The organism is Nocardioides pacificus (genome assembly GCF_054775955.1).
The window spans coordinates 165,560-181,166 of sequence record NZ_BAAHCI010000008.1 but is presented as its reverse complement, the minus strand read 5'-3'; the positions used below and the strand labels follow the sequence as shown (position 1 = coordinate 181,166).

19 protein-coding genes and 1 pseudogene are annotated in these 15,607 nt (G+C 73.0%); 8 read left to right on the top strand and 12 right to left on the bottom strand.

The window, feature by feature from the left end; genetic code table 11:
* From ACYU7L_RS13025 to ACYU7L_RS13010, 4 genes are all read left to right on the top strand, one after another.
* Positions 1-1,305 carry a dihydrolipoamide acetyltransferase family protein gene (locus ACYU7L_RS13025; RefSeq protein ID WP_460797254.1) on the top strand — a complete coding sequence of 435 codons (1,305 nt, stop codon included), beginning with the start codon at positions 1-3 and terminating at the stop codon, positions 1,303-1,305.
* Positions 1,302-1,589, top strand: a complete 288-nt coding sequence (locus ACYU7L_RS13020) for an acyl carrier protein (protein ID WP_460797251.1) — start codon at positions 1,302-1,304, stop codon at positions 1,587-1,589. Before ACYU7L_RS13025 ends, ACYU7L_RS13020 begins: the two co-directional genes overlap by 4 nt.
* A gap of 120 nt (positions 1,590-1,709) precedes the next feature.
* Positions 1,710-2,648, top strand: a complete 939-nt coding sequence (locus tag ACYU7L_RS13015; RefSeq protein WP_460797249.1) for an ABC transporter ATP-binding protein — start codon at positions 1,710-1,712, stop codon at positions 2,646-2,648.
* Positions 2,645-3,451 (top strand): ABC transporter permease, encoded by an 807-nt coding sequence (locus ACYU7L_RS13010; RefSeq protein ID WP_460797247.1) that lies wholly within the window; start codon positions 2,645-2,647, stop codon positions 3,449-3,451. Before ACYU7L_RS13015 ends, ACYU7L_RS13010 begins: the two co-directional genes overlap by 4 nt.
* 22 nt (positions 3,452-3,473) lie before the next feature.
* Here ACYU7L_RS13010 and ACYU7L_RS13005 read toward each other — a convergent pair whose 3' ends face one another.
* The 6 genes from ACYU7L_RS13005 to ACYU7L_RS12980 all read right to left on the bottom strand — a co-directional run bounded on the left by ACYU7L_RS13005 (position 3,474) and on the right by ACYU7L_RS12980 (position 10,210).
* Positions 3,474-5,606 (bottom strand): oxidoreductase, encoded by a 2,133-nt coding sequence (locus ACYU7L_RS13005; protein WP_460797245.1) that lies wholly within the window; start codon positions 5,604-5,606, stop codon positions 3,474-3,476.
* Between the two features lie 87 nt (positions 5,607-5,693).
* On the bottom strand, positions 5,694-6,398 hold the full coding sequence (locus tag ACYU7L_RS13000; RefSeq protein ID WP_460797243.1) for a PaaI family thioesterase: 705 nt from the start codon (positions 6,396-6,398) through the stop codon (positions 5,694-5,696).
* Positions 6,399-6,459: 61 nt separating this feature from the next.
* Complete coding sequence (locus ACYU7L_RS12995; protein WP_460797241.1) at positions 6,460-7,806, bottom strand: MFS transporter; 1,347 nt, start codon at positions 7,804-7,806, stop codon at positions 6,460-6,462.
* Positions 7,803-8,381, bottom strand: coding sequence for a helix-turn-helix domain-containing protein (locus ACYU7L_RS12990; RefSeq protein WP_460797238.1), 579 nt, complete (start codon positions 8,379-8,381; stop codon positions 7,803-7,805). Before ACYU7L_RS12990 ends, ACYU7L_RS12995 begins: the two co-directional genes overlap by 4 nt.
* A gap of 69 nt (positions 8,382-8,450) precedes the next feature.
* Positions 8,451-9,212: a class I SAM-dependent methyltransferase gene (locus ACYU7L_RS12985; RefSeq protein WP_460797236.1), complete on the bottom strand. Its 762-nt coding sequence runs from the start codon at positions 9,210-9,212 to the stop codon at positions 8,451-8,453.
* Entirely contained in the window at positions 9,209-10,210 is a 1,002-nt protein-coding gene (locus ACYU7L_RS12980; RefSeq protein ID WP_460797234.1) for a methylenetetrahydrofolate reductase, read from the bottom strand. The genes ACYU7L_RS12985 and ACYU7L_RS12980 overlap by 4 nt, the downstream gene beginning before the upstream one ends.
* Positions 10,211-10,241: 31 nt before the next feature.
* Between ACYU7L_RS12980 and ACYU7L_RS12975 the strand changes: the two genes are divergently transcribed.
* On the top strand, positions 10,242-10,439 hold the full coding sequence (locus tag ACYU7L_RS12975) for a hypothetical protein (RefSeq protein ID WP_460797232.1): 198 nt from the start codon (positions 10,242-10,244) through the stop codon (positions 10,437-10,439).
* Positions 10,440-10,469: 30 nt separating this feature from the next.
* Here ACYU7L_RS12975 and ACYU7L_RS12970 read toward each other — a convergent pair whose 3' ends face one another.
* The 5 genes and pseudogenes from ACYU7L_RS12970 to ACYU7L_RS12950 form a co-directional block, all read right to left on the bottom strand.
* A complete protein-coding gene (locus ACYU7L_RS12970; RefSeq protein ID WP_460797416.1) occupies positions 10,470-10,667 on the bottom strand; it encodes an excalibur calcium-binding domain-containing protein in 198 nt (65 codons plus the stop codon).
* 18 nt (positions 10,668-10,685) lie between these two features.
* A pseudogene (locus ACYU7L_RS12965) lies at positions 10,686-11,438 on the bottom strand (HNH endonuclease family protein); the annotation flags it as partial.
* Between the two features lie 64 nt (positions 11,439-11,502).
* Positions 11,503-11,838, bottom strand: coding sequence for a hypothetical protein (locus tag ACYU7L_RS12960; protein WP_460797230.1), 336 nt, complete (start codon positions 11,836-11,838; stop codon positions 11,503-11,505).
* A 38-nt stretch (positions 11,839-11,876) separates the two neighbouring features.
* Positions 11,877-13,142 carry an NAD(P)/FAD-dependent oxidoreductase gene (locus tag ACYU7L_RS12955; protein WP_460797227.1) on the bottom strand — a complete coding sequence of 422 codons (1,266 nt, stop codon included), beginning with the start codon at positions 13,140-13,142 and terminating at the stop codon, positions 11,877-11,879.
* Positions 13,143-13,433: 291 nt separating this feature from the next.
* Positions 13,434-13,610: a hypothetical protein gene (locus ACYU7L_RS12950; RefSeq protein WP_460797225.1), complete on the bottom strand. Its 177-nt coding sequence runs from the start codon at positions 13,608-13,610 to the stop codon at positions 13,434-13,436.
* A 110-nt stretch (positions 13,611-13,720) separates the two neighbouring features.
* On the opposite strand from ACYU7L_RS12950, the gene ACYU7L_RS12945 reads away from it, so the two are divergent.
* Positions 13,721-14,305: a DNA-3-methyladenine glycosylase gene (locus ACYU7L_RS12945; RefSeq protein ID WP_460797223.1), complete on the top strand. Its 585-nt coding sequence runs from the start codon at positions 13,721-13,723 to the stop codon at positions 14,303-14,305.
* Here the strand turns inward: ACYU7L_RS12945 and ACYU7L_RS12940 are convergent.
* Positions 14,294-14,881: a DUF488 domain-containing protein gene (locus ACYU7L_RS12940; RefSeq protein ID WP_460797221.1), complete on the bottom strand. Its 588-nt coding sequence runs from the start codon at positions 14,879-14,881 to the stop codon at positions 14,294-14,296. The two genes, ACYU7L_RS12945 and ACYU7L_RS12940, sit on opposite strands and share 12 nt — an antisense overlap.
* Positions 14,882-14,975: 94 nt before the next feature.
* Here ACYU7L_RS12940 and ACYU7L_RS12935 point away from each other — a divergent pair, with 94 nt between their 5' ends.
* Both ACYU7L_RS12935 and ACYU7L_RS12930 read left to right on the top strand, forming a co-directional pair.
* The gene (locus tag ACYU7L_RS12935; protein ID WP_460797219.1) at positions 14,976-15,146 is read left to right on the top strand and encodes a hypothetical protein; all 171 of its coding nucleotides are present in this window, start codon (positions 14,976-14,978) and stop codon (positions 15,144-15,146) included.
* An 83-nt stretch (positions 15,147-15,229) separates the two neighbouring features.
* Complete coding sequence (locus ACYU7L_RS12930; RefSeq protein WP_460797217.1) at positions 15,230-15,589, top strand: TraR/DksA family transcriptional regulator; 360 nt, start codon at positions 15,230-15,232, stop codon at positions 15,587-15,589.
* Positions 15,590-15,607 lie beyond the last annotated feature (18 nt).

The following is a 15,607-nucleotide window of genomic DNA, read 5'->3' as shown; positions in this document are numbered from 1 at the left end:
ATGTCCGACTTCACGATGCCGTCCCTCGGCGCGGACATGGAGGAGGGCACCCTCCTCGAGTGGCTGGTGAGACCCGGTGACGCCGTGCACAAGGGCGACATCGTGGCAGTGGTCGACACGTCCAAGGCCGCGGTCGAGGTCGAGGTCTTCACCGACGGTGTGGTCGGGCGGCTGCTGGTCGAGCCGGGAACCGTCGTCCCGGTCGGGGCCGTGCTGGCGACGATCGAGCCGGTCGCACTGCCCACCGCCCAGAGGCCTGGACCGGGCCGGCCCGAGGTGCACTCGCCGTTGGTGCGCCGGCTGGCACGGGAGCGCGGCGTCGACCTCGGCCTGGTCACCGGCACCGGTCGAGACGGCTCCATCACCCGCGCCGACGTCACCCAGGCTGCGGAGGCGGCCGGGGAGCAGCGGCCTGCCCCTCCCAGACAATCCGCCAGTCCATCCAGCCCCACCGCCAGCCCCGCCGGCCGGCCCGCCGGCCGCATCACGCCGTACGCCAGACGGCTCGCGGCCGAGCTGGGCATCGACGTCTCGACGCTCGCTCGGCCAGACGGAGGGCCGATCCAGGCGTCCGACGTCCACGCCGCCGCAGACGTGGGCCCAGCCGCGGGCCCAGCCGCTCCGGTCACCGGTGCCTCCAAGGCCGACCAGATGCGCGCGACGATCGCCGCCCTGATGTCCCGCTCGAAGAGGGAGATCCCGCACTACTACCTGTCCCTGAGCATCGACCTCGGTCGGGCCCTGGGCTGGATGCGCGAGCGCAACCTCACGTTGCCCGTGACCGAGCGGATGGTCCCGGCCGCGCTGATGCTGCGGGCCACTGCCCTGGCTGCGGCCGAGACCCCCGCACTCAACGGCTTCTGGGTGGAGGGGACGTTCCAGCCAGGCTCGGGCGTCCATCTCGGAGTCGCGGTGTCGCTTCGCGGTGGCGGACTCGTGGCCCCTGCCCTGCACCATGCCGACCAGCTCAGCCTCGCGGAGGTCATGGCGGGCATGCGCGACCTGGTGACAAGAGCCCGCAGCGGGCGGCTTCGTGGCTCAGAGCTGAGAGACCCGACGATCACGGTCACGAACCTCGGTGATCAGGGCGTGGATGCCGTGTACGGCGTGATCTACCCGCCGCAGGTCGCCCTGGTCGGGTTCGGGCGCGTCGTCGAGCGCCCATGGGCCGTGGACGGCCTGCTCGGCGTGCGCCCGGTCACCGAGCTCACTCTCTCCGCGGACCACCGAGCGACCGACGGGTTCACGGGGGCCAGGTTCCTGGCCGCCATCGATCAGCATCTGCAACGACCGGAGGAACTATGACCGACGATGCCGTCTCCCCGCCCGCCCGCCAGCCGCTCAGCGCTACCCAGGCGCGGGAGGCGGTCACCGAGGCCATCTTGAGGATCGTGCCCGATGCGGACCTCGACTCGATCGGTCCCGACGAGTCGCTGCGCTCCGAGCTCGAGCTCGACTCGCTCGACTTCCTCTCGTTCGTCGAGCTGTTGAGCGAGCGCACCGGCGTCCGGATCGACGAGGCCGACTACCCACGCCTGGCAACGATGGCGAAGTGCACGGAGTTCCTCGGCTCCGACTCGCGAGACTGAGCACCCGTGGTCTCGGGGTGAACCCCCGAGCCGACCCCGAGACCGGCTCGCCGGGGTTGGGGGTCGGGTCAGCGTCGCTCCCTGATGTGGCGCGGGTCACCTGCCGACAGGCTGGGGCCCATGATCACGATCGAGAGCCTCACCAAGAACTACGGCGCCTTCACCGCCGTCGACGACGTCACCTTCACGGCGCGGCCCGGCCGCGTCACCGGCTTCCTCGGCCCGAACGGCGCCGGGAAGTCCACCACGATGCGGATCATGGTCGGGCTGACGCCGGCCACCTCCGGCAGCGCGACGATCAGCGGCCGGCGCTATGCCGAGCTGCCCAACCCCGGTCTCGAGGTGGGCGTCCTGCTGGACGCCTCCGCCCAGCACGCCGGCCGCACCGGGCGCGAGATCCTGACGATCGCCCAACGCACCATGGGCCTCCCCGCCCGCCGCGTCGAGGAGATGCTCGAGAGGGTCAGCCTGACGCCGACCGAGGCAGGGCGCCGGGTGCGCAACTACTCCCTCGGGATGCGGCAGCGCCTGGGCCTCGCGACGGCGCTGCTCGGCGACCCGGAGGTGCTGATCCTCGACGAGCCGGCCAACGGCCTCGACCCGGCGGGCATCCGCTGGATGCGCGACCTGCTCCGCGGGTACGCCGACGCCGGCGGCACCGTCCTGCTCTCCTCCCACCTCCTGCATGAGATCGAGGTCATCGCCGACGACCTGATCGTGATCGGCCAGGGCAGGGTCGTCGCCCAGGGCACCAAGGCCGAGCTCCTCGCCACCGCCGGATCACTCGTGCGCACCCGCGACGTGCCGGGGCTCGCCCGCGCCCTCACCACCGCCGGGCACACGCCGGTCGCCAGCGGGGCCTCCGGCGGGGACGACGCGCTGCGCGTGGACGCCGATCCCGAGGTGGTCGGCCTGGTCGCCCACCAGGCCGGAGTGCCCCTCGTCGAGCTGCGCGCCGCCGACGGGGCCGGGCTGGAGGAGATGTTCCTCGAGCTCACCGCCGAGACCCAGCGCGAGTCCGGCACCACCACCATCGACGCCCAAGGAGAAGCAGCATGAGCACCACCGTCCTCGAGCGGCAGACCGCGCGCCCCACGCGGCCCGTGCCCGCCCCGATCCCCCTGACCCGGCTCGTCTCGGTCGAGCTCCGCAAGTCCTTCGACACCCGGTCGGGGTTCTGGCTGCTCGCCGGCGTCGGGATCACCGCCATCCTGGCGACCGCGGCCACCATCGCCTTCGCGCCCGACGACCAGATCACCTATGAGAACTTCGGCGCAGCGATCGGCATCCCGATGGCGGTGCTGCTGCCGATCATCGCGATCCTCTCGGTCACCAGCGAGTGGAGTCAGCGCAGCGGGCTCACGTCGTTCACGCTCGTGCCGCACCGCGGCCGGGTGATCGCGGCCAAGCTCGTCGTCGCGCTGACGGTCGGTGTCGCCTCGATGCTGGTGGCCTTCGCCGTCGGCGCGCTGGGCAACGTCCTCGGCGCGTCGATCGTCGGCGTCGAACCGGTCTGGGACATCGATCCCACCGGCTTTGCCACGCTCATCCTGTTCCAGATCATCAACATGCTGATCGGCTTCACGCTCGGCGTGCTGTTCCGCAGCTCCGCCGTCGCGATCGTCGGCTACTTCGTCTTCAGCTTCGTGCTGGTGACCCTCACCGAGATGCTCGCGGCCACCCAGGACTGGTTCGCCGACCTGCGTCCGTGGGTGGACCTCAACTACAGCCAGGGCGCCCTCACTGAGGGCTCCTCGATGACCGGCGAGATGTGGGCCCAGCTGGGCGTTACCGGGTTCGTGTGGCTGCTGGTCCCGCTCACGATCGGCCTGTGGGGCGTGCTGCGCTCCGAGGTGAAGTAGCGATCTCCGTGGTGGTCCGCGGCTACAGCCCGCGGGCCACCCCCCAGGCGGAGTGGATCGCCCCCTGGATGTAGCCCACCTCCGCGGCATCGCCCACGATCTCCACGGCGATGCCGCGGTCGGCGAGGTCCTTGGCCAGCGGAGCGCCGGCGGCCACCTCGGAGGCGACGACGACCAGGTCGGCCGGCACCGAGTGCTCCGCGCCCTTCTGGTCACGGAACCGGACGGCCGTCGCGGTGATCTCCTCGACGGTCGCCTGGCGCTCCAGACGGACCCCGTGGTCGGTCGCCTTGCGCACCGCGTTCCACCGCCGCGGCATCGCCATCGGCAGGCCCGCCTGCGCGCCGGCCTCCAGCACGGTGACCGTCTTGCCGCGCTCGGCGAAGAACTCGGCGAGCTCGAGCCCCACCAGCGACCCGCCGATGACGACGACGTCCTTGCCCACGGGCAGGAACGTGCGAGTAGCCCGGCGCATCAGCTCAGGGTGTCGGGTGGCGCCGGTGAGGCGGCCGGCACGGGCGGCCCAGCGCATGGTCCGCCCGGCCGAGGCTCCGTCGGTGTCGCCGGTCCCGGTCATGAGCGCTCGCAGGGTGTCGCCGGTCTGCACGTGGGCGAGCTCGGCGCCGGGGATGGCCGGCCGGCCCCGGTGGGCACCGGTGGCGAGCACCACGACGCTCGGCCGCAGCGCCTCGATCGAGTCGGCGCTCGCCCGGTGACCGAGCAGCACCACCACCCCGAGCCGCTCCAGCTCGTGCCTCTGCCAGTCCAGCAGCGGACCGTTGGGCGGCGTCGTCAGCTGGGAGAACCAGGCCGACCCGCCCAGCCGGTCCCCCGCCTCGACCAGGGTGACCCGGTGGCCGCGCTCGCGGGCGACGCGGGCGGTCTCCATCCCTCCCGGACCGCCGCCGACCACGACGACGTGACGCGGGGACGGCACCGGCAGGAGGGTGGCCGCGCTCTCGTCGCCCAGGGCGGGATTGACCGCACACACGGGGGTCTCGTCCCAGAAGTTCTGCTCCACGCACACATAGCAGTTGATGCAGGGCCGCACGGAGTCCGGACGCCCGGCCTTCAACTTGTTGACCAGCTCCGGGTCCGCCAGGAGCTGGCGGCCCATCGCGACGAAGTCCGCGTCGCCGGAGGCGACGATCGCCTCACCGACCTCGGGCAGCACCCGGCCGACCGCGATGACGGGGATGCCGACGGCCGCCTTCACCCGCCGGGCGTTGGCGCGGTAGGCCCCGACCCCGTCCGGCAGCGGGCCCTTGAGGAAGTCGCGGAACGGGTTGCGTCCCCACCCGGTGACGTGGATGGCGTCGGCGCCGGCCGCCTCGAAGAGCCGCGCCGCCGCGATGGTCTCCTCGACGCTGAGCGCGCCCTCCTCGCCGTACTCCTCACCGGCGACGCGCACGAGCACCGCCAGGCGGTCGCCCACCATCCGTCGTACGGCCGCGATCACCTCGCAGGCCAGCTTGGCGCGGTTCTCCAGCGACCCGCCCCACGCATCGGTACGGCGGTTGTCGGCGCTGCTCAGGAAGCCGCCGAGGAGGTAGCCGTGGGCGCAGTGGATCTCGATCGCGTCGGCGCCCGCCTCCATCACCCGCCGGGCGGCCTGGGCGAACTGGTCGATGACCCAGGCGATGTCCTCCTCGGTTGCCTCGCGATAGCTCGGTGCCTGGCCCTGGGTCACGCCGGCCATCAGCCGCAGCTCCTCGGGCGTGTTGTCGCGCAGCGAACTGAGGTCGGGCTTCTCCGCCGGCACCGAGGGCACCAGCATCGGCCGCCCCTGCGCGGTGTCGATGCGCGCGACCTTGCCGTGGTGGGTGGCCTGGACGCAGAGCAGCGAGCCCGCGTCGTGGACCGCGTCGGCGAGCGCCCGCAGCCCGGGGATGAACCGGTCCTCGGAGAGACCCGGCTCCTTGAGGCTGGTCGCGCCCACCGGGAACGCCACAGCGGAGGCGGAGGTGATGACCATCCCGGTGCCGCCGGCGGCGCGGGCGACGTAGTGCTCGATGTCCTCGTCGACGATCACGCCGTCGTGGCACACGTTCATGTCCATCGCCGGCATGATCACCCGGTTGGGCAGGGTGATCGGGCCGATCCTGCCGGGAGACAGCAGGTGCGTGAAGGTCGGTGGGGTTCGCCGGATGCGCATAGGCGAGACGGTAGGTGTCATCACGCCGTCGGACGCGCGATCTCCCGGACAACGGGATATCTCCGGGCGGCCTCCCGGAGCCCTGGATCAGGACTGGCGGGGGGCGACCGAGATGAAGAGCCCGTGCGCCTCGACCGTGCGCTGGCCCTCGTGCTCGATCCACCCCTCGGCCCAGAGCTTGCGGCCCTCGTGCCGCACGAGCCTCGCCACCAGCACGACCGGCTCCTCGAGCGGGGTACGGCGCAGGTAGCGCAGGTCCAGGGTCCCGGTGACCGACGGGATGCCCGTCGCCTGCACGAGGATCCCGAGCAGGCAGTCCATCAGGAAGGCCGTGACGCCGCCGTGGACCGAGTCGGGCGGTCCCTCGTGGAGCGCATCCACGGTCAGCTCGGCCCGGGCGGTCATCCCCACCGGGTCGCCGCCGTCCAGTGCCTGCACCAGCCCCGCCGCTCCCCCAGCCATAGTGCCAGTCTCGGGGTCAGCCTCGGTGTCGGCGTCGTGGCCGAACTCCACCCGCACCCCCAGCAGGGTGGGGTTGACCGCGTTGAGGTCCAGGGGCAGCCCGGCACGGGCGCGCCGGCTCGGCTCGGTGAAGGTCGAGCGCACCACCCGGGGGGTGCGCTCCTTGCTGAGGACCCGGCTCAGCTCGGTGACCGCCGCCGTCACCTCATCGAGGTCGGGGGCGTCGATGAGAGTGGTCCCAGCGGCGAGGTTCAGGTCGCGCACGGCGCTCACCAGGGCCTCGTGCCTCTCCCGCCGCACCGGATCCAGGTCCTCGACGGTCAGGCGCATCGGGCGGTCTCCTCGAAAGCGGCGACGTGGGGCAGCATGCGCCGAACCTAGGACGCCGCGCTCAGGCGGGCCGAGCAGACTCCCGCCCACCGGAACCGGACAGTCGGACCAGCACATGGACCCCGCCAGCCAGCGCGGCGGCAGCGATCGCGAATCCCACCCACATCCCCTCCCGGGTCACGAGCACTCCGGCGACCAGCGCACCGGCGGCGCCGGCGAGCTGCAGCACGAGCGACTGCACCGAGAGCACGGTGGCCCGCTCCGAGCCGCGGACCTGCCCGTGCAGCACCTCCCCGAGGGGCGGGCCGGCGGCACCGAGGCCGACGAAGAACACGACGTATCCGGCAGCGGCCAGCACGACGGCACCGCTGCCGGCGAGCGGGGTGGCGACCGTCAGGCCGAGGACGCCGACGACGGCGACCCCTGTCGCGACGGCCGACGCCCGGACCGGACTCGACAGCCGGCTTCGCGCCACCGGTGCGAGAGCAGCACCGAGGGCGTCCGCGCCGAAGCCGACCGTCACCAGGACGGCGTAGCTCGCCGCCGCGCGCTCGGGGTCGGCCAGCATCCGGTCGAGCCAGGCCGGCGTGATCAGCTCGAGTACGGCGAGCGCGACGCCGGTCGTCCCGGCGACCAGCAGCAGGCGCAGGACCACCCGGTCGCGGCCGGCCAGCCGCACCCCCGAGCCGACGGTTGCGGCCACGCTCCGCCACGAGATGCGGGCGCCCTCCTGAGCGCGGGGCGTGTCCCGCAGACCGATCGTGAGCGCCGCGCGCACCACCTCGACCGCGGCTGCGAGCAGGATCGGAACGGCGAGAACGGACACCGGCAGTGTGAGGCCGCGCTCCGCGAGGAGCCCCAAGCCCACGGGGAGCACGCCTCCGACCAGGGTCCCGACAGCGAGGGCGACCGAAGAGGCCATCTCCCCGCGGGCCAACCCCGTCGTCAGGGGCGTGGTGTCGTCGTCGAGGGGGCGCAGCGCCTGGACCGAGTCGACGTACCACGCCTCCAAGGGGCCTGTGGACAGGGCCCGGGAGAGCCCGCGCAGCACGGCCGAGAACAGGAGGAGCGCCATGCCCGCCGCCAGGCCGAGGATCACCAGCGCCACCGCGTGCACCAGAGCGGAGACGACCAGCACCGGCTTGCGCCCCAGGGTGTCGGCGAGGCCGCCGGTAGGGAGCTCCAGGAGCGCGACGCTGACCGACGAGACGCCCACGACGACCGCGATCTGCCCGAGGCTCAGTCCGCGCTCGAGGAGCAGCAGCACCATCGGCACCATCATCAGCCCGACCGGCAGCCACTGCAGGAACGACAGCACGGTGTAGCGCCGGGTCGGATCGGCGGGCGGCCCCGACGCAGCAGGCCCCCACGCTGTTGGCCCCGTCGCGGCAGACGGGGTCGAGGTCATGCCGACTCCTCGGCCAGGAAGCCCGCGGCCACGACCGAGACGGGCCGAGCCTGCGGGTTGTCGCGGTCACGGGCGGCGAGCTCGTCGAGATGGGCGTAGAACCGGTCCCAGAGCTCGGTCAGGGACTCCACCGTGAGCCGCTCGAGGCGGTCTCCGATGCCGGAGACCTCCGCCCAGGGGGCCTCCAGACCGGTCACCGCCTGGTCGAAGCACTCCACGTCGCGCATCAGCACCGCGACCTGCTGGCGACGCATCACCGCGGAGGCCTCGAGCCCGGCAGGGCTGGCGGCGAGTGCGGTGTTGCTCCACGTGTTGAGCTGGTGGGCAGCCGCCCAGCGGCGCTCTCGCGGGTGCCGGCGCTCTCCCGGCGCGTCCTCGATGAATCCGTGCTCGGCCAGCACCCGCAGGTGATAGCTGGTCGACCCAGACTCCGTTCCGAGGTGCTTGGCCAGCTCGGTGGCCGTGGCCGCCCCGTCCTCGCGCAGCCGGGCCAGCAGCCGCACCCGCAACGGGTGCGCGAGCGCCTTCATCGCGGATGCGTCGTCGACGGTGCGCACTGTCTTGTCCTGGGCCATGCCGGAGACCCTAGACCATGCAGAGAGTTTTCTGCATAGACTTTTCTGCAGGGGCCGCGAGAGGCGCGCTCACTCCTTGCGGCAGCTCACCAGGAGCCCCACCACGAGTCCGTCCCGGATCAGGCCGGTGATCGTCTCCTGCTGCTCGTGCGCCCGCTGCCACCGCTCGTCGTGGGAGTGGCGGCGCTCGACGAGGTCCTCGACGGCGTCGGCGGCCTGCTGCCACTCCTCGGGCGGGTCCTCGGTCTCGCTGAGCAGCTTCTCGCCCTCCACCGTCAGCCCGGTCGCCAACAGGTCGGCAAGGAGCTCTGCCCGGCTCGGGAAGGAGTTGCCCTCGGGCTGGTCGGGCAGCGGATCCACCGCGCGGGTGTAGACCAGCAGCCCGACGGCCCCGCCGGGAACGACGACCCGGCTCAGCTCGCGCAGGAACGCACGCTTGTTCGGGATCGTGCACAGCACGCCGAGGGACCAGGCGCCGGCGAAGGCCGCGTTGGGGAAGGGCAGCTGCACGCCGTCGGCGACCACGACGGGGCTGTCGAAGAGGGCGCGCGCGGCCTGGCAGGCGCCCTCCATCGGCTCCGCGAGCGTGGGGCGCACCCCGAGCGTCCGTGCGACGTACTCGGCGGCACCGCCGACCCCGGCACCGGAGTCCAGGAGGCTGTCCCCCTCCCCCAGCCCCATCGAGCCGGCCAGCCAGTCCAGTGCGGCAGGGCTCCCGCTGCCCCGGCACGCGGCCGGCAGAGCGTGATCCTCCCCCAGCTCAGCCACCGCCGTGGCCGTCCACGAGGCGACGGTGTCGAACTCGTCCTCCATGGGGTCGTTCTCTGTCATCGGTCCTCCCGGATTCGTGTGCCGACCTCGGCCTTGACCCGCGCACCCGCGGCTGCCCCCTCGCCGGAGGCGAGCCCGGAGAGGTTGACGCCGGCCACGCCATCGATGGCGAGCAGCGCCCCCGCCTCCGCCACGGCCGTCTCGATGCCCGCGGAGCGTACGTCGCGGGCGCCGAGGACCCTCGTCACCTGCTCGTCGTCCATCTGGAGACCGGGGAAGCGCTGCAGCACGCGCGCGGACCGCTCGTCGGTGTAGACGGCGACGGCCGCGATCACCGGCACGGTCAGGCCCAGCTCCCGGGTGGCGGCGACGAAGGAGGCGACCTCGCTCGGGCGCCGGACGTGGTTGAGCACGGCGAGATGAGCCCCGGCACGCTGCTTCTGCAGCAGACGCTCGGGGCGGAGCTCGCGGGGCATCGCGCAGGGTGACTCGACCACGCCGACGGCGTGGCCGGTCTCGGCGGCCAGCGCGGCGAGACGGGTGCCGTCGAGGTCGAACACCTGGGTGACCCCGGGCCGCACGCCCTGGGCCCGCCCGTCCCCGGTCACGCACAGGACCCCGTCGACGCCGGCGACCGCGAGGCCTGCCAGCTCCTGCTCCAGCACCAGTCGGTTGCGGTCGCGACAGGCGAGCGTCACCCACGCGACGCCCCCGGCCTGAGCGATCAGGGCCGCCATCAGCGTCGGGGGGAAGTCCGGCCGGTTCTGGTGCTCCCCCACCAGGACGGCGTCGCACGAGCCCGCGAGCGTCTCGGTGACGGCGGCGAGCCCCGCTACGTCGTACGCCGGGATGGTCAGGTCGGTCAGCACGACGGGTCCCCGCCCGGCCGCGTCGAGCAGCGCGCTGGTCGGCGTGGCGGCCGTCGCCGTCGCCTGCTCCCAGGCGACGACTCCGGCGCCCGGGCCCGCGAACGGACACGGTCGCGCGTCCATCTCGCAGGACGCGTCGTCGCGGACTCCCCCGCAGGGGCCATACGTCATCGACTTCGGGCACTCCACGCGCCGACCCTATGTGAGCCAGACTGTCGAGATGAGCGAGGAGCAACCGGACGACCCCGTGGAAGTGCTACGACGGTGGGAGGACACCGGCGCCGTCTGGCGGGTGCTGAGCCGGCGCGACGGTGAGGTCACGATCGGGCTGTTCACCTGTGACGGGGGCGAGGAGGTCTCTCGGTTCGTGACGGACGATCCTGCGTTGGCGACGTTCGTGGAGACTCGGGGCGACTGAACCCGGGTGCACCCGCCGACGGCGACCCGGCTACTCGCAGGCGATGCCGTCGCCGTCGCCGTCCAAGTGGGTCCCGTAGCCCGGATCTGCCCGTCGGACCGGTGACGCCCCTGCCGCGCGTGCGGCGTCACAGTTCTCGAACGGCGCCGTCGCGCTGTCGTGAGATCCACCCTCGGGCTCAAGGGCAGACTCTGGTCGAGCACCCGGACCGGTGATGTTCTGGTCCACCTCCACCGGTGCGCCGGAGTCGGGGGGAAGCGGCGCCCCCGGGCAACGCGCCAGGACCCGCTCGACGGCGTCGCGCTCCGCCGGCGTCACCCACAGCCCGTACTTCGCCTTCACGGCGACCTGGCGTGCGACGTAGGAGCACCGATAGCTGTTGTTCGGCGGCAGCCAGGTGGCCGCGTCGCCGGCTCCCTTCTGCCGGTTGGCCGAGGCGTCGACGCCGAGCAGGTTCAGTGGGTCGTTCGCGATCGCGGCCCGCTTCGTGATGTCCCAGGCAGAGCCACCGGTGACCCACACGTTGCCGAGAGCGACGACGTGGTCGATGTCGACCAGGGTCCCGTCGCCGTACAGGTAGGCGATCGTCTGGGCGGTGTAGGGATCGGTGAGCAGACCGTGGCTGACCCGGCACTCGCCGGTGCCGGGCGCGAAGACGACGTCGACCAGGTCGCGGGCGAGGATGTCGTTGCGGGTGTCGCAGCCGTTCCTGTCGGCGTCGAGCCACGCCTGACCGAACCGGGCACGGTCATAGCCGGTCATCGGAGCCCGTCCCTTGACCGGCAGCGACGCCAGCGCCTCCGACGCGGAGCCCGACGCGGAGCCCGACGTCGGGGGTGGAGTCGGGTCTGAGGGGGGAGCTGACGGCGGGGCTGACGGTGGGGCCGAGGGCGGGGCTGACGATGGCGTCGGCGAGGGGGTCGGATCGTCCTCGGCCGGAACGCACCCCGTCAGCACCAGCGCGAGCACCGCGGCGCAGGCGACGAGCGCACCTCGCACCGTCGCCTCCGTCGTGTCGTCACTCCTGCCCTGGACCGCCCCAGGGTCGCACGCAGGTCGTTCGTCAGTCCCGCAGGGTCTCGTGGGCCGCGTCCGTGGCTGCCCCTGACGCGGTGACCGCCAGAGCGGTGATCAGCGTGATGGCGAGCCCCGCAAGGACGCGGGACCCGGTGGAGTCCACGAGCCTGGCCCCCAGGGCGGCGGTGAGCGGCACGAGCGTCGCCAGCAGCCCGGTCAGGGCGAGGTATCCCCAGAACCTGATCTCACTGGTCGGGGGTCTCTGCTGAGAGGCCGGGGGTGGTTGCGCACGTCGCAACGAGCGCGTGGTGTGGTCGCACCACGGGTCGCCCACGTCCGGTCGCCGGGTGAGGGTCGCATCCTGAAGGTCCTGGTCGAGCATGACGGCTCCTGATGAGGCTGGGCGGCGCGCCGGACGGCTCACCGCAGGGGGTCGAAGGCGACGATCTCGGGCGGGGTGATGCCGGTGACGATCCGCTCGGCGAGCAGCTTCCCGGTCAACGGCCCGAGCGCGATGCCCCACATCCCGTGTCCGCCGGCGATGAAGACGTTCGGCTCCCTGCTCGCGCCGATGAGGGGCAGACCGTCGGCGGTGCAGGGCCGTGAGCCGACCCACTCGTCCTCGCGGCGGTCGAGCTCGACGCCGCGCAGCAGCGGACGTGCCGCCTCCACGATCGCGCGGACGCGGCGCTGGTCGAGGCGGGCGTCGGGGGCGCGGAACTCCATCATCCCGGCGACGCGCAGCCGAGGGCCGTCCGAGGTGGCGAGCGGGGTGCAGGCGACCCGCTGGGTGGGGAAGTACACCGGTCCCTGCGGGAGCGGGTCGCCGGCGACGCTGAAGGAGTAGCCGCGACCGGCCTGCACCGGCTGCCGCACCCCGAACCTCCGGGCGAGAGGGCCGAGCCAGGCGCCGTTGGCCAGCACGACCGCATCGAAGGGCGCATCCAGGGGCACCTGCCCGGCCTCACTGAAGCCGACGACCCGGACCCCGCCCGCGCTGGGCCGCACGTCGGTGACGCTGGCGGCCTCCACGATGCGCCCGCCCCGCTCTCGCACCGCAGACGCCAGCGCCTGCAGGAAGGCGGGCGGGTTGAGGTAGCGCTGTCCGTCGAGGCGCACCGCCGCGCCGATCTCGGACGACAGGGAGGCCTCCTCAGCACGAGCCTCGTCGCCGGACAGGACGTCGTACGTCGCCTCCTGCCCGGCAGCCCGGATCTCCTCGAGCTCCTCGATCAGGGCCACGCTCTCCTGCGCCGTGCGGAAGCAGGCGAGGAAGGGGTCGGCGGGGAAGGTGGAGGCGTGGACGTCGGCGTCGGTGAGCTCGTCGAACACCTCGAGGGCGCGCCGGTTCACAGGCCCGTAGGCCCGCATGCCCAGACCCCACCGCCGGGCCGTGCTGTGTCGGGCGAAGCCGGCGAGGAAGCGCAGCAGGCGCGGGTCGGCGCGCAGGGGAACGTAGACCGGCGACGACGGGTTGAGCACGGCGCGGATCCCGTAGCCGAGCACCGCGGGCTCCGGCAGCGGGGCGGTCAGCGCCGGCGTCAGCCAGCCCGCGTTGCCCCACGAGGAGCCGGCGGCGACGTGGTCACGGTCATAGACCGTCACCTGGATGCCGTGTTGCTGCAGGAACCACGCGGTGGAGAGCCCCACCATCCCGGCTCCGACGACGGCCACGCTCCGCGGCACGGCGGATCAGCCTCTTCCTTCCTCAGGCTCCCGCCCGCGTGGAAGCGCAGCGGAGCCGGCGGCCGGGAACCGGCCCCGGGTCGGAGCCCCACGTCGCTCGACGGGCCCGGCGATCGGGAAGGCTCTGTCGGCAGCGGCCTCCGACACGGAGCTCCGGGACGCTGTCCCAGTCGTTGCAGTGGTGCTGGTGGTCATGTCAGTCCTTGGGCTACGCCGCGGAGCCCGCGACCGACGGCCGGGGGCGCACGCGAAGGGAGGCGACGCCGCGACGGCGTCGCCCGAGGGCGCGGATCAGGACTGCGTGGGCGGGGCGCGGTCGACGCTGCGGCGCAGGACGTCGAGCCCGGTGATGCCGCGGGCCTCTTCGCTGAGCTCGATCGCGAGCAGCACGGCTCCGGACGGCACGTGCGAAGGCAGGTGGCAACGCTCGGCCGGGGCCGAGAGCGACGCTGCCAGGAGTGCCTCCATGCGCCCTACCATAGCAACGTTCCTGACGGAACCCTGCTCCTCAGACGTACGCTCGGGCGGCCCTGGGCGAGGCGGTCAGGCGCAGTGGGAGATCCCTGGGAGGAAGGAGCATGGTCCTGACATCACCGGCTCACTTCGGGTGGCTCCGCCTTCGGTCGGAGGCCGCCGCACGGCGCCTGCTCGGCTGCGAGCTCGAGCGGCGGCTCGACACCGGTGAGCTCCTGCGGGCCCGGATCGTCGAGACCGAGGCGTACGACGAGGACGACGAGGCCAGTCACACCTATCGCGGACGGACCGAGCGCAACGCGGCCATGTTCGGGCCGGCAGGCCGGCTCTACGTCTATCGGATGCGCGGCCACCACTGCTGCAACGTGGTGACCGGGGAGGCGGGATATGGCCAGGGGGCTCTCCTCCGTGCGGTCGAGCCGCTCGCGGGCGAGGCCACCATGAGTCTCCTGCGCGGCGGACGGGCCGGAGCCGACCTGGCCAGCGGGCCCGGCAAGCTCTGTCAGGCCTTGGCGATCACGCACGGGCTGTACGGCCACGACCTGGCCTCCGCCCCGTTGCGCCTGATCGAGCGCCCGCCCCTGGACCCGGCCGCCATCGTCGCCTCGCCGCGGATCGGCGTCTCGCGAGCCGTCACCGCCCACCGGCGCTTCCACCTCCGCGACAACGTCCACGTGTCACGACGGTGACGCCTCCTCCCCCTCCTCACGGTCGTAGCGCAGCCCGTCGGGGCTGACCCGCGCCCCCGCTGCCGGCACGTGGTCGGTGAGCCTGCCGTCGTGGCCCAGGTGCTGCACCGGCTGCTCGTGGAGCAGGACCGCAACGTCGGAGATGAGCCGGCGGTGGCAGCGCCACCACAGGCTCTCGCTGCACATCACGACGACGATCCCCTCCTCGCGAGGCGCCGAGACCTCGTCCAGCAGCTCGCCCATGGCAGTGCGGAACTCCTCCGTCCGCGTGTGGGCCGCATAGGCGCCGAACGCCTCGACCCGCCACCACGGGTCCGCGCCAGCCTGCTCCGGCGGAACGCGACGCCGGCCTCCCAGCCGCGACTCCCACCGATAGTCGATCCCGGCGGCCGGGAGCCACGCGGCGAGCTCGTCGGTCGCGACGTGGGGATGGCGGCGGCTGCCCGGGAAGCGTCGTACGTCGACCACGAGGCGCGTCCGGGCGTCCACCAGCAGGTCGGTGATCGCCTCGCGGGTCGAGGTTCCGTGTCCGAACGTGAGCAGCGCGATGACGGTCCCACCTCTCCTCGTTGCCATGGTCCTGGTCCCGGCTGTACCCCTTCGCCAGGGCCCCGATCCCGTCTGAGCCGCAGGAGGTTGCCTTTCGGTGCGTCGTTGCTATGGTCCGAGCATGGAGACGATCGGGCGAGTCATGGAGGCGCGGACGCCTCGCTCGTCTCTGCCCGCTCACGTGCCCAGTGGTGCCGTGCTGCTGGCCGTGCGGCTCAGCGAGGAGGCCCGCGGCATCCGCGGTCTCGACACGCTGCGTCGCAGCATCGACCGAGCACCGCCTCTGTCCTGAGTCGACCCCTCCCATGGACGCCGTCAGTCGGCGTCCTCCTTCGTTCGCGCGCCTTCTCGGCGTGACGTTGCCCAAGGACGACCATGACCACGCACACGCTCAGCACCGCGCCCGCACATCCCCGCGCCCCACTCCTGGAGCTGCCCGATCCCGGCAAGGTGGACCTGACGGCACCCGGCGAGGTGTCGGACTACCTGCTCCGGCTGGAGACCGCGCGGAGGCAGCAGCTGGACGCGCTGCCGGCGACCAGCCACGACCCGGTGAGCACCGCCTACCGCGCCACCGTGGAGCGGCTCCTCCACGAGGCCGGGACGGCTCGTGCGCGGATGGCCACCGGCGGCTACGGCACGTGCGTCACCTGCGACGGCAGGATCCCGATGGCGCGGCTCCAGATGCGCCCCTGGGCCGTCACCTGCGTCGGATGCAGCGGCGGCAGCCTCTGAGTCGCGCGGTCCACCCGG

What these genes read in the sequence shown, in the direction of transcription:
- ACYU7L_RS13025 (WP_460797254.1), top strand. Translation starts at nt 1, where the DNA reads ATGTCCGACTTCACGATGCCGTCCCTCGGCGCGGACATGGAGGAGGGC.
- ACYU7L_RS13020 (WP_460797251.1), top strand. Translation starts at nt 1,302, where the DNA reads ATGACCGACGATGCCGTCTCCCCGCCCGCCCGCCAGCCGCTCAGCGCT.
- ACYU7L_RS13015 (WP_460797249.1), top strand. Translation starts at nt 1,710, where the DNA reads ATGATCACGATCGAGAGCCTCACCAAGAACTACGGCGCCTTCACCGCC.
- ACYU7L_RS13010 (WP_460797247.1), top strand. Translation starts at nt 2,645, where the DNA reads ATGAGCACCACCGTCCTCGAGCGGCAGACCGCGCGCCCCACGCGGCCC.
- ACYU7L_RS13005 (WP_460797245.1), bottom strand. Translation starts at nt 5,606, where the DNA reads ATGCGCATCCGGCGAACCCCACCGACCTTCACGCACCTGCTGTCTCCC.
- ACYU7L_RS13000 (WP_460797243.1), bottom strand. Translation starts at nt 6,398, where the DNA reads ATGCGCCTGACCGTCGAGGACCTGGATCCGGTGCGGCGGGAGAGGCAC.
- ACYU7L_RS12995 (WP_460797241.1), bottom strand. Translation starts at nt 7,806, where the DNA reads ATGACCTCGACCCCGTCTGCCGCGACGGGGCCAACAGCGTGGGGGCCT.
- ACYU7L_RS12990 (WP_460797238.1), bottom strand. Translation starts at nt 8,381, where the DNA reads ATGGCCCAGGACAAGACAGTGCGCACCGTCGACGACGCATCCGCGATG.
- ACYU7L_RS12985 (WP_460797236.1), bottom strand. Translation starts at nt 9,212, where the DNA reads ATGACAGAGAACGACCCCATGGAGGACGAGTTCGACACCGTCGCCTCG.
- ACYU7L_RS12975 (WP_460797232.1), top strand. Translation starts at nt 10,242, where the DNA reads ATGAGCGAGGAGCAACCGGACGACCCCGTGGAAGTGCTACGACGGTGG.
- ACYU7L_RS12960 (WP_460797230.1), bottom strand. Translation starts at nt 11,838, where the DNA reads ATGCTCGACCAGGACCTTCAGGATGCGACCCTCACCCGGCGACCGGAC.
- ACYU7L_RS12950 (WP_460797225.1), bottom strand. Translation starts at nt 13,610, where the DNA reads ATGGAGGCACTCCTGGCAGCGTCGCTCTCGGCCCCGGCCGAGCGTTGC.
- ACYU7L_RS12945 (WP_460797223.1), top strand. Translation starts at nt 13,721, where the DNA reads ATGGTCCTGACATCACCGGCTCACTTCGGGTGGCTCCGCCTTCGGTCG.
- ACYU7L_RS12940 (WP_460797221.1), bottom strand. Translation starts at nt 14,881, where the DNA reads ATGGCAACGAGGAGAGGTGGGACCGTCATCGCGCTGCTCACGTTCGGA.
- ACYU7L_RS12935 (WP_460797219.1), top strand. Translation starts at nt 14,976, where the DNA reads ATGGAGACGATCGGGCGAGTCATGGAGGCGCGGACGCCTCGCTCGTCT.
- ACYU7L_RS12930 (WP_460797217.1), top strand. Translation starts at nt 15,230, where the DNA reads ATGACCACGCACACGCTCAGCACCGCGCCCGCACATCCCCGCGCCCCA.